Source organism: Promicromonospora sp. NFX87, assembly GCF_048564965.1.
Lineage (GTDB): Bacteria > Actinomycetota > Actinomycetes > Actinomycetales > Cellulomonadaceae > Promicromonospora.
In genome coordinates this window covers 789,193-801,261 of the sequence record NZ_CP183413.1, presented here as the reverse complement: position 1 = coordinate 801,261, position 12,069 = coordinate 789,193, and the positions used below count along the sequence as shown (strand labels likewise).

The window sequence follows — 12,069 nt, the reverse complement described above, 5'->3', positions numbered from 1 at the left end:
CCGGTGAGCCGTCAGAGCCTCACCGGAAAGCACTGGCGGCTGGTCACAGGCGCTAGTCACAGACCACCGGGTTGTCCGGGTTGTACGTGTGGTTGAAGGAGTTCTCCTTGGCCAGCTCGTTGCCCACATAGACCTTGCGGGTGATGCCGATCGAGAAGCCGGCCTCGCCGCCCGGGTAGGGCTTGCAGTCGGCCGACGAGTCGTGGATCGCCGACGTGGGCACGACGTTCGTCTTGCCGGTGTTGCTCTCCTCGACCCGGTAGTGCTTCGTGCTCCAGATCTTGACCCAGAGCTCGCCGCCCGCCACGTAGGACTGGAGCACCGCGCCGTAGGGCGTGTCGTTGGTGAACTTCATGTCCTTGGCGCCCACGTAGATCGTGGCCTCGCGGCCCGGTGGGTAGCGCGGGAACCAGAAGGAGTGCGCGTGGTGCTCCACGTCCTCGTAGCCGGCGAAGAACCCGGCGTTGAAGGTCGTCGTCGCCATCTGCGAGAGCCCGCCGCCCACTGCCTCGACGTGCTCGCCGTTCTCGATGACGCCGGCGTCGAAGTAGCCGTTCTCCAGCGTGATCGGCGCCAGGGCGTCGAGCAGGGAGAACGTCTCCCCCGGCTTCACGAGGTTGCCGGTGATCATCTCGGCGCCGCGCACCAGGTTCTGCGTGCGTACGGGCTCGTTCGTCAGCGGCGTGTGGAACTCCGAGACCACCTCCTTGACCCCGAGGGCCTTCAGGGAGTCGACGGTCTCCTTCGGGTCCTGCTCGACCAGCTCGACCGACGTCTCACGGTCGTCGCTCGTCGCGGCGGTCTGCACGGCCTTGCTCGCGTCGGCGGGATCCAGGGTGGTTCCGGTCTTGCCCCCGACGACCGTCGGCCTGCCGCCGGCGAACTCGAAGTGGGCGTCGGACGGGACCTCGAGCAGGTCGTGGGTACCGTCGACGACTGCCGCGACGGTCGCTTCCCCGTCGACGAAGGTGACGAGCTTGCCGTCGCGCTGCTCGAACCGGAACAGCCCGGCCAGCACGTCGGGCGCCAGGACCGGTGACTGTCCACCGACCGACACCGTGACCGGTGCCGAGATGACCTTCTGCGCGATGGCGAGGCTCTCGTCGGTCTCCTGCTGCGTGATCGTCGGCTCGACCGGTTCGACCGGCAGGTCGTACGGGCCCTGCTGGAGGATCCAGCGCTCCTGGATGATGCGCGAGGTCTCGCTCGCGACGATCCGTGAGCCCTCCTTCGGGTCCGTCTTGACCGCCTGGCCGTCGACGAACGAGACGGTGCCGTCCACGGGCTCGACGGCGAGCGACTCCTCGAGGCCTGCCACCGCGGCGTCGAACTTCTTCTGGTCGATGGCCAGCACGAGCGCCTCGTCCGAGCCGCCGAACATGTGCTCCCACATCCGCACCGGGCTCAGCGAGAACTCGGTGAGCTCCGCCGCCGTCGCCTCCGCGTCGATGGCGAGACCGCTCGGCTCCGGGGAGAGCTGGGCCTTGCCCTCACCCGCGGTGAGCTCGATCGGCTCCTTGGCCCGCGGGGCGAGCTGCTCGGTGATCGCGGCGGCGGCCTGGGCCTGCGTCATACCGCCGACGTCGACACCGGCCACCGTGGTCTCGCGCGGCGTCTTGTCGCTCAGACCCCACGCGACGAAGGCGTAGACCGCGAACAGCAGGACGACGACCAGCACGGAGATCAGCGCGATCTTCGGGCCGCGGCTCGGGGCACCGTCCCCGGCGAGGCCGAAGAACTCACCCTGGCCGGACGTGCCCGGACCGTTGGGGCCGACGGGGCCGAACGGTCCGGCGGGGCCCTGCGGCCCACCCGGCTCCTGCGCGGAGGCCGCCGACGCCGCCGCGTCCGGACGCACCGGCGCCCAGCGGGTCCCGGCCAGCGGACGGGAGACCCGCTGGATGGCGCCGGTCAGCGGCTTCAGGAAGGAGTTCTGGTCGGGCGGCGCCGGAGGGACCGCACCGGGCGCAACCGCTCCCGACTGCGGGGCGGGCGAATGCGGCGGGACCGACGGCGGAGCGGCGGGCGTGGCGGGAGCGGCGGGCGCGGGCGTGGCTGCCGCAGCCGCGGGCGTGGCGGCCGTGGCCGGGGCGGCGGCACTCGCCGCTGCACCGGCGGCGGCTCCGGCGGCGGCAGCGCCTGCTGCTGCCCCGGCGGACGCCGCGCCGGACGTCGTGGTGCGCGGAGCCGAAGCGGCGGGCGCTGCCTTGTCAGGTGCATCCGTCCTGGGCGCCGGCGTCTCGGGTGCCGACGTCCTGGGAGCGGCCACCGGGGCGGCGTCCGCAGAGGCGGGGCCCGCGGAGGCGGGGCGTGCGGAGGTGGGACGTGCGGGGGCAGGAGCCGCAGGTGTTGCTGCCGCAGCCGCGTCGGCGGGAGCGGGCCTGGCCGCCGCAGCGCCGGCCCCAGCAGCCGTCGCTGCCGCTGCGCCCGCTGCTGCGCCGAATGCCGCCGCCGCGGGGCGCGGGGCGTCCGCGGCCGGTGCACCTGGGACCGGTCCGGCGGAGGTTCCGGTCTTCGCCTCGTCGGATGTCCTGCCCGCGCCCGTCGCGGCGGGAGCCTGGCCGACGGGCGCGGCGGGTTCAGCCGGCTGCGCGGGCGCCTGCGCCGCGGCGGCCGCGCCGTCGGGGGTGTTCGCCCCGGGCGCCGTCTTGGGCGGGCGGTCGAACGCGAAGACCCGCGGCGTGTAGCCGCTGCGCGGCGCAGCGGCCGCCTTCGTCGGCGGCGTCTCCAGCTTCTCCACGACGGTCTGCAGCACCGCTACCGGCACGGGGTCGACGACGGCCGGCGTGACCGGTGCGCTCTCTGCCGAGGACTTGTTCGACGCGGATCCGCTCACGGGCGCGGGCTTGCTCGGGGCGTCGGACTTGCTCGGAGCCTCGGACTTACCAGGAACATCAGACTTGCTCGCAGCGTCGGGCTTGCCCGGAGCCGCAGCGGCAGGCTCGCCCGGTGCCCTGGACGCGCTCGGGGCGGCAACCTCGGGCTTGCTCGGAACCTTGGCACCCGGGTCCGCGACCTCGGGCCTGGCCGGAGCCTTGGGCTCGCTCGGGGCCACGACCTGCGGTCCGGTCGGAGCCTTCGGCTCACTCGAGACCGCGACCTCGGGCTTGGCCGCAGCCGTGGCCTCGCTCGGAACCATGGCCACGGGCTTGCTCGGAGCTGTGGGCTCGCTCGGAGCCGCACCCGCGGGCGTGCCCGGAGCCGCAGGCTCGCTCGCCGGGCGGGACGCGGGCTCACCGGGCGTCTCCGCCTTGTTCGCAGGCACGGGCAGGTTCGAGGATGCGGGCGGGTTCGCAGACACTGGCGGGACCGATGCCTCGGACGTGCCAGGAACCTCCGGCTCGCTCGGCGTCACAGGCGGGGCCGACGACTCGGGTCCGCTCGGTGTACCGGCCGACGCCTCGGCGTCCGCTCCAGGGCCCCTGGGGGCGCTCTCGGTTGCCGCGGTCGGTGCTGCGGGCGGCACGACGGGCGGGCGCGGGGCCTCGGGGGCCTCGGACTGCTCCGGAGGGGTCACGGGCTGGGCCTTCTCTGGGGATCTGGGGTCCGGCTCCGCGGTCGGTTGACCGGCCGGTACTGAGGTCTGCGCTGCCCCGGGGTCGCTCGGGCGTATCGGGGGCTTCGCGGCCTGCCTCGGCACGCTGCCAGGGCGCGTTCGGGACAAGGGGGGAGGCGTCACCGGGGCGGGTTGCGTCCCGGTGTTCTCGTCTGACGTCGGCTCGAGCGGTTCGTCACGCTCGGTCGGCTGGCCCATCGGCACGCTCCGTGCAACTACCCGAGACGCGGGCTCTCCGCGTCCCCCAAGGGCGCACCTGGCCTGCGGCGAATCCGCTGGACGGGGCCGCCCTGCCGGGCATCCTATCCAGCGGGAATCCCGCCCGAGGCCGCGTACCGGACACCCCGAGGTGGAGGTTGTGTATCAATCCTGACCACCATCCTGAACCAGCCTGCGCAGGACCGCAGACGTCAGGCAGCAGGCCGATCTCGGCGTGCCGGAACCTCAGCGAACCACGACGACGGCAGGAACGCGACGACCGCCAGGACCGCCACCCCCGAGTACGACCAGACCATGCCGAGCACGCCTGCCGGGACCACGACGTCGCCCCCGGAACCCGGGAGCGACAGGGCCTGCACCATGGCGACCCAGCCCACGCCGAACCCGAGCAGTGTGCCGTAACCGGCCCAGGCGCGCGCGAGCACGCCCGCCGCGGCGGTCAGGGCCAGCGCGAGAGCCAGTCCGAGGTACCACGACTCGTCACCGAACCGGTGCACCACGGTCCCGAGGCCGCCCATGACCACGCCGAGCAGCACGGCGAGCAGGGTGCGCACGATCGTTCGTCCGAGGTGACGTCCGGGTGAGTTCACCCAGCCATTGTCCAGCATTCACCTGGGAGGAGACTGCGAATGTGCAACACTCCGGCGGGTGAATACGCTTCAGGCACAGACTCAGCTCATCGTTCGACAGCGCATCCGGCTGATGGTCAACCAGTACGAGGTGCACGGCGCGCGTCCCGACGGCTCCGAGGGCGAGCTCTACGCCTTCGCGCAGCAGAAGCGCATGGCCTTCCGCGAGCAGGTGACGCTCTACACCGACGACACCAAGCGGGAGCCGGTGCTCGGCTTCAAGGCCCGCCAGATGATGGACCTCGGCGCCACCTACGACGTCGTCGACGGCGGCGGCAACCCGGTCGGCTCGTTCCGCAAGGACTTCGCCAAGTCCCTGCTGCGTACCACCTGGCACGTCGAGCAGCCCGGGTTCGGCACGGCCACCGGGTCCGAGCGCAGCATGGCGGTCGCCATCATCCGCCGGCTCGTCGAGGCGGACTGGCTGCCGTACCACTTCGACTTCCTGGTGGACGGCCAGCCCGCGTTCAGCGTGGAGAAGAAGTGGGGCCTGCGTGACCGCTACGTCGTCAACATCCACGACCCGAACATCGACCGTCGGCTCGTGGCCGCCATGGCGATCGGCCTGGACGCCCTCCAGGAGCGCTGACCCGCTACCCGGGTGACCGGGAGGCGTTGACCAGGTAGGTCTCAGTGGTCAGGATCGGGGCGAGCACGTCGTTGGACAGGGCGTACCACCCGGCGAGCGGCCCTTCCGGCCGCACGAGGGCGGTCGCATGCTGCACCTGCGAGGCGTGAGCCCGCAACCCCGCGACAACGTTCTCGATCACGCCCCCGACCTCAACCCGAACCACCCGGGAGTGGCCGATGGATGTGGTCGGCAGAATGTCAGGTGATCGGCAGCTCGAGCTGCCGATCACCTGACGTTCTGCCGACCACACGTTCAGGTTCTCCTGGGCCAGCGGAGGAAGGGGGTCCTTCGGTGGCGGGAAGGTCAGCTTGTGGGCGGCGGCGAGCGTCATCGCCTCCGGCAGGGCCGCCAGCCTCGCGCGCGCCTCGCGCAGCTCGTCCGCGGCTACGACGGCCTGCCACAGCTCGGCGTCCGCCCAGGGCTCGTCCCGCTGTCCGACGCCGGAGGCCGGGGTGCCCTCTCCCGCCGGCGCGCCTCCGCCGTCGGGCCGCCAGCTCGGGTCCGCCGCGAGCTCGAGCGCGCGGACCGTCACCTGGTGCGCACGCACGTGGTCGGGGTGCCCGTACCCGCCCCCGGGCTCGTAGGTGGCGACGACGGCGGGACGCCGTACGCGGACGAGGGCCGCGAGCCGGCCGGCGGACTCGTCGAGCGGGACCCGCGCGAACGCCGTCGGCGGGGAGTCCGGTGCCGGCCCGGCCACGCCGGGCGCGACCCAGGCCATGCCGGAGTCCTCGTACCGCACGCCGTCCGATCCGGCGGGGGTGCCCGACGTCGCGGTAAGCGTCGGGCCCGCTTGCGGGAGCGTGTCCAGGAAGGCCTGTTCGATCCGTCCGCCGACGCCGCCCACCCGCACCAGGGCCGCGGCCAGCTCGCCCTCGCGGTAGGCACCCAGCGCGGGGCCGTCGCCCTCGAGACCGGCCCGGCCCTCCGACGTCGTACCCGGGAGGGCGATCACCTCGCCCCGTTCCCCGCGCGTGCACGTCACCACGCACACGGGCAACCCGGCCCCCGCGAAGGTGGCGAGCAATCCTCCGGTCGACAGCGTCTCGTCGTCAGGATGCGCATGAACGGCAAGCACCCCACCCGAGAAAGCACTGAGTGCTGGATATTCGCCCTCTGAACGAACGTTCACGGGCGAATATCCAGCACTCAGCGGGAGGGTCTGGTCAGGCTCGCTTGGCGCGGGCCGTCGCGCGGGCGCGGTCCGTCGCGTTGAGCAGGACCTTGCGGATGCGGACGACCTCAGGGGTCACCTCGACGCACTCGTCCTCCTGCGCGAACTCGAGGGACTCCTCGAGCGTGAGCTTGCGCGGCGGGATGAGGTTCTCGAAGTTGTCGGCGCTGGCGGAACGCATGTTCGTCAGCTTCTTCTCCTTGGTGATGTTGACGTCCATGTCCTCGTTGCGCGAGTTCTCGCCGACGATCATGCCCTCGTACACCTCCTGCGTGGGCTCCACGAAGAAGGAGCCGCGCTCCTGCAGGTTGATCATGGCGAACGGCGTGACCTTGCCGGCGCGGTCGGAGACGAGCGAGCCGGTCATGCGCGACTCGATCGGGCCGTGCCACGGCTCATAGCCGTCACCGATCGACGCGGCGATACCGGTGCCGCGGGTGTCCGTGAGGAACTGCGTGCGGAAGCCGATGAGGCCACGCGCCGGGACCATGAACTCCATGCGGACCCAGCCGGTGCCGTGGTTCGTCATGGTCTCCATGCGGCCCTTGCGCTGCGCCAGGAGCTGCGTGACGGCGCCGAGGTACTCCTCGGGGACGTCGATGGTCATGCGCTCCATCGGCTCGTGGACCTTGCCGTCGATGATCTTGGTGACGACCTGCGGCTTGCCGACCGTGAGCTCGAAGCCCTCGCGGCGCATCTGCTCGACGAGGATGGCCAGGGCCAGCTCACCACGGCCCTGCACCTCCCAGGCGTCGGGACGCTCGGTCGGGAGGACCTTGAGCGAGACGTTACCGACGAGCTCGGCGTCGAGGCGGTCCTTCACCTGGCGGGCGGTGACCTTGTGGCCCTTGCCGCCCTTGCCCGCGAGCGGGCCGGTGTTGATACCGATGGTCATCGAGATCGCCGGGTCGTCGACCGTGATGAGCGGCAGCGGCCGCGGGTCGTCGACGTCCGTCAGGGTCTCGCCGATCATGATGTCCGCGATACCGGCGACGGCGACAATCTCGCCCGGGCCGGCCTTGTCGGTCGGCACGCGGTCGAGCGCCTTGGTCTCGAGCAGCTCGGTGATCTTCACGGTCTGCAGCGAGCCGTCGTGGCGGGCCCACGCGACGTTCTGGCCCTTGACCAGGGTGCCGTTGTGGATGCGCAGCAGCGCGAGGCGGCCGAGGAACGGCGACGCGTCGAGGTTGGTGACGTGCGCCTGCAGCGGCATGTCCTCCTCGTACGTCGGCGCCGGGGTCTTCTCGAGGATGGTCGCGAACAGCGGCTCGAGGTCCTCGCTGGCGGGCAGGCCGCCGTCGGCGGGCTGCTCGGTGGAGGCGCGGCCGGCCTTCGCCGACGCGTACACGACGGGGACGTCGAGGATGGCGTCCAGGTCGAGGTCCTCGACCTCGTCCGACAGGTCGCTGGCCAGGCCGAGCAGCAGGTCGGTGGTCTCGGCGACGACCTCGGTGATGCGTGCGTCCGGGCGGTCCACCTTGTTCACCACGACGATGACGGGCAGCTTGGCGGCAAGCGCCTTGCGCAGGACGAAGCGCGTCTGGGGCAGCGGGCCCTCGGACGCGTCGACCAGCAGGACGACGCCGTCGACCATGGACAGGCCGCGCTCGACCTCACCGCCGAAGTCGGCGTGGCCGGGGGTGTCGATCACGTTGATGGTGATGCCGTCGGGCTCACCGTTCGCCGCGGCCGCCGGGCCGGAGTACCGGATGGCGGTGTTCTTGGCGAGGATCGTGATGCCCTTCTCACGCTCCAGGTCACCCGAGTCCATCACGCGGTCCTCGAGGTGCTGGCGGGCGCCGAAGGATCCGGACTGCCGCAGCATGGCGTCCACGAGCGTGGTCTTGCCATGGTCGACGTGGGCCACGATCGCGACGTTTCGAAGGTCGGAACGGGTCGCACGGACCGAGGTCGGCGCGGTTGCAGGCACGGTCACGAAGCACTCATTTCCAGAAGGGAGGTCAGGGGCGCGGACTCTGATCCGAAGCGGACCGGTCTCGCAGCACCACCCATCCTACCCGCGAATCGAAATCACCAGGTGTCGACCGTGTCACTGTCCGGTGAATACAACCGCGCCGAAGAAGCTCCGCGAAGTAGAGCGTCTGTCCGGACACACGCTCTACCTCGCCGAGCGGCGGAAGGCGAAGTAGAGCGCCTGTCCGGATCGCCCCGGCAACACCGGGGAGACGGACAGGCGCTCTACTTCGCGGACCTGCTTCGGGTCAGCCGCCGATCTCCAGGCTCGCGCCCGGGATCGCCGCCAGCAGGTCCCGCGTGTACTCCTGCTGCGGGTTGTCGAACACCTCGTCGGTGGTCGCGTGCTCCACGATGCTGCCGTCCTTCATCACGGCGACGAGGTCCGCGATCTGACGCACCACCGCGAGGTCGTGCGTGATGAAGAGGTAGGACAGCCCCAGCTCGGCCTGCAGGTCGTTGAGCAGCGTCAGGATCTGCGCCTGGACCAGCACGTCGAGCGCCGAGACGGCCTCGTCGAGCACGAGCACCTCGGGCTTGAGCGCCAGCGCACGCGCGATGGCGATGCGCTGCCGCTGGCCGCCCGAGAGCTCGTTCGGGAACCGGCGCATGGTCGCCTGCGGCAGGGAGACCATGTCCAGCAGCTCGCGGACGCGGGCCTCGCGGGACTTGCGGTCACCCACCCGGTGCAGGGCGAGCGGCTCCTCGATCGAGCGGAACACCGAGTACGTCGGGTCCAGCGACCCGTACGGGTTCTGGAACACCGGCTGTACCCGGCGCCGCAGCGCGAACTGCTCCTTCGCGGACATCTTGGCGACGTCCTTGCCGTCGAACATGACGGTGCCCGACGTCGGTTCGAGCAGCCCCAGCACCATGTTGGCCGCCGTGGACTTGCCGGAGCCCGACTCGCCCACCAGCGCGAGCGTGTGCCCCTTGGGCAGCGAGAAGTCGATGCTGTCGACCGCCGTGAAGTCGGTGTGCGTACCCGGCCGCGAACCACGGATGTGGAACACCTTGGTCAGGTCCTTCGCCACGACGACGTCGGGGGCCGAGGCCTCCACCTCGTCCGCGTGCTCGGCGAGCAGGTCCTCCGCCTCCGCGCCGCGCTCGTGCGCGGACTGGATGCGGCGCGAGGCCAGCGACGGGGCCGAGGCCACGAGCCGCTTGGTGTACTCGTGCTGCGGGTCCTTGAGGATCTGCACGGCCGGGCCGGACTCCACGATCTTGCCCTTGTACATCACGATGAGGTGCTCGGCGCGCTCCGCGGCCAGGCCCAGGTCGTGCGTGATGAACAGGACCGCGGTGCCGAGCTCGGCGGTCAGGCCCTCCAGGTGGTCCAGGATCTTCTTCTGGACCGTGACGTCGAGGGCGGACGTCGGCTCGTCGGCGATGAGCAGCTTCGGCCGTGAGGCGAGGCCGATCGCGATGAGCGCCCGCTGGCGCATACCGCCGGAGAACTCGTGCGGGAACTGGCGGGCCCGGCGCGCGGCGTCGGGCAGACCTGCCTCGCCGAGCAGCTCGGCGACCCGCGCGGTGCGCTCCGCCTTGCTGCCCTGGAAGCCGTTGGCGACCAGCGCCTCGTCGATCTGCGTGCCGATGCGCCACACCGGGTTCAGGTTCGACATCGGGTCCTGGGGCACCAGGCCGATCTCGCGGCCGCGCAGGTCCTCGACCTGCTTGCGCTTCAGCCCGACGAGCTCGCGCCCGCCGAACGAGATGGACCCGCCGGTCACCTGGCCGGTACCCGGCAGCAGGTCGATGATCGCGTGCGCCGTGGTCGACTTGCCGGAGCCCGACTCGCCGACGATCGCCACGGACTGACCCGGGTAGATCGTGAGGTCCACGCCGCGCACGGCGTCGACCTTGCCGGTGGCCGTGGTGAACGAGATCTGCAGGTCGCGGATCTCGAGCAGCGGCGTGCTGTCGTCGCGCTTCTCGGCGGGCACCGGGGCGTCCTCGGTGGATCCGTCGGTGAGGGTGATCGTGGTGGTCATCGCTTCCTCGCCTTCGGGTCGAGGGCGTCGCGCACCACGTCGCCCAGCATGATGAAACCGAGCACCGTGAAGGCGAGTGCCGCGGCCGGGTAGAACATGATCTCCGGGTTGGTACGGATCGAGGCACGCCCGTTCGACAGGTCACCACCCCAGGAGACGGTGGAGTTGTCCAGTCCGATACCGAGGAACGTCAGCGTGGCCTCGGCCACGATGAACGTGCCGAGCGCCACCGTGGAGTACACGATGATCGGCGCCGCCGAGTTGGGCAGCACGTGCCGCCAGAGGATGGCCGCACGGCTCATGCCGAGCGCCTTGGCCGCAGTGACGAACTCGTTGTTCTTCACGCTGAGCACGGCGCCACGCGTGATGCGGGCGATGGTGGTCCAGCCGAAGGAGGCCAGCACCAGGGCCACCGCCAGCGCATTGCGCGACGGCACGACGCTGAGGATCACGATCGCGGCGAGCACGAACGGCACGGCGAAGAAGATGTCCGTGATGCGCGACAGGATCGTGTCGGTCCAGCCACCGTAGTAGCCGGCGATGGCGCCGATCGCGGTGCCGAGCACCACGACGAAGGCCGTGGAGAGCAGGCCCACCAGCACCGACGCGCGAGCTCCGTACAGCGTCCGCGTGTAGATGTCGCACCCGTTCTTGTCCAGACCGAAGATGTGCTCGCTGGACGGCGGCTGCAGCGAGTCCGGCAGGACACAACCGTCGCGCGGGAGCTGGGCCGTGAACGCGCCCGGGGCGATCGCGACCACCACCACGATCAGGATCATCGCGGCGGAGATCCAGAACAGGGGGCGGTGGCTCATGTCCCGCCAGGCGTCGCGCCACATGCTCGACGGCTTCTGGTCGACGGACACGGCATCGACCACGCCGACCTTGACGTCCTCGGCGGCGGCCACGAAGTGGCCCTGGCCCGGACGCGGGGTCTTGTCGTATCGGTTCTCAGGCATAACGGATCCTCGGGTCCAGGACGGCGTACAGCAGGTCCACGAGCAGGTTGGCGACGATGTAGACGAGCACGATCACCGTCGACATCGTCACGATCGTGACGGACTCGCCGCGCTGGATCGCATTGAAGAGCGTGCCGCCGACACCGTTGATGTTGAAGATGCCCTCGGTGACGATCGAGCCCGTCATGAGGTTGCCCAGGTCCACACCGATGAAGGTGACCACCGGGATGAGCGAGTTGCGCAGCACGTGCCGCGTGACGACCTTGTCGCGCGGCAGACCTTTGGCACTCGCTGTACGGACGAAGTCGGCGGTCACGTTCTCGATCACCGAGGTGCGGGTCAGGCGCAGGATCTGGGCGAACGACGTCGTCGCCAGCACTACCGCCGGCATGAGCAGGCTGATCAAGTCGGGATCTCGGCCGGCGGTGACCGGCAACCAGTCGAGGTTGACGCCTACGACGATCTGCAGCACCAGGCCGGTGACGAACGTGGGCAGCGCAATGAGCAGCAGGCTGAACACGAGCACCGTGGAGTCGAACAGCTTGCCCTTGCGGATCCCGGCGAACAGGCCGAAGCCGATGCCGAAGATCGTCTCGATCACGAGCGCCATGAGGGCGAGCTGGAACGTGATCGGCAGGGCCTGGGCCACTACCTCGGCCACGGGACGACCGGTGAAGGTGTCACCGAGGTCGAACGTGAAGATGCCCTTCAGGTAGTACAGGTACTGCACGATGAACGGCTGATCCAGGTGGAACTGCGCGCGGATCTGCTGCTGCACAGCCTCGGGCAGCCCACGCTCACCACCCAGGGCGGCCACAGGATCACCAGGGCGCAGGAACACCAGCGAGTAGAGCAGCAGTGTGGCGCCGAGAAACACAGGGATCACCTGCAGTAGCCGGCGACCGAGATACCAAAGCATCGAAGATTCTCCTT

8 protein-coding genes are annotated in these 12,069 nt (G+C 70.6%); 1 reads left to right on the top strand and 7 read right to left on the bottom strand.

Annotated features, from left to right (window positions below; genetic code table 11):
* Positions 1-52 precede the first annotated feature (52 nt).
* Both ACNYC2_RS03625 and ACNYC2_RS03620 read right to left on the bottom strand, forming a co-directional pair.
* Entirely contained in the window at positions 53-3,265 is a 3,213-nt protein-coding gene (locus tag ACNYC2_RS03625; RefSeq protein ID WP_419705727.1) for a VanW family protein, read from the bottom strand.
* A gap of 701 nt (positions 3,266-3,966) precedes the next feature.
* Complete coding sequence (locus ACNYC2_RS03620) at positions 3,967-4,365, bottom strand: hypothetical protein (protein ID WP_419705726.1); 399 nt, start codon at positions 4,363-4,365, stop codon at positions 3,967-3,969.
* Between the two features lie 58 nt (positions 4,366-4,423).
* On the opposite strand from ACNYC2_RS03620, the gene ACNYC2_RS03615 reads away from it, so the two are divergent.
* Positions 4,424-4,993 carry a hypothetical protein gene (locus ACNYC2_RS03615; protein WP_419705725.1) on the top strand — a complete coding sequence of 190 codons (570 nt, stop codon included), beginning with the start codon at positions 4,424-4,426 and terminating at the stop codon, positions 4,991-4,993.
* Positions 4,994-4,997: 4 nt separating this feature from the next.
* Here the strand turns inward: ACNYC2_RS03615 and ACNYC2_RS03610 are convergent, their stop codons facing one another.
* The 5 genes from ACNYC2_RS03610 to ACNYC2_RS03590 all read right to left on the bottom strand — a co-directional run bounded on the left by ACNYC2_RS03610 (position 4,998) and on the right by ACNYC2_RS03590 (position 12,055).
* A complete protein-coding gene (locus ACNYC2_RS03610; protein WP_419705724.1) occupies positions 4,998-6,113 on the bottom strand; it encodes a PIG-L family deacetylase in 1,116 nt (371 codons plus the stop codon).
* 88 nt (positions 6,114-6,201) lie between these two features.
* On the bottom strand, positions 6,202-8,145 hold the full coding sequence (gene typA, locus ACNYC2_RS03605; protein ID WP_419705723.1) for a translational GTPase TypA: 1,944 nt from the start codon (positions 8,143-8,145) through the stop codon (positions 6,202-6,204).
* A 286-nt stretch (positions 8,146-8,431) separates the two neighbouring features.
* Complete coding sequence (locus ACNYC2_RS03600; RefSeq protein WP_419705722.1) at positions 8,432-10,177, bottom strand: dipeptide ABC transporter ATP-binding protein; 1,746 nt, start codon at positions 10,175-10,177, stop codon at positions 8,432-8,434.
* Positions 10,174-11,136: an ABC transporter permease gene (locus ACNYC2_RS03595; RefSeq protein ID WP_419705721.1), complete on the bottom strand. Its 963-nt coding sequence runs from the start codon at positions 11,134-11,136 to the stop codon at positions 10,174-10,176. The genes ACNYC2_RS03600 and ACNYC2_RS03595 overlap by 4 nt, the downstream gene beginning before the upstream one ends.
* Positions 11,129-12,055, bottom strand: coding sequence for an ABC transporter permease (locus ACNYC2_RS03590; protein WP_419705720.1), 927 nt, complete (start codon positions 12,053-12,055; stop codon positions 11,129-11,131). The genes ACNYC2_RS03595 and ACNYC2_RS03590 overlap by 8 nt, the downstream gene beginning before the upstream one ends.
* Between the last annotated feature and the right edge of the window lie 14 nt (positions 12,056-12,069).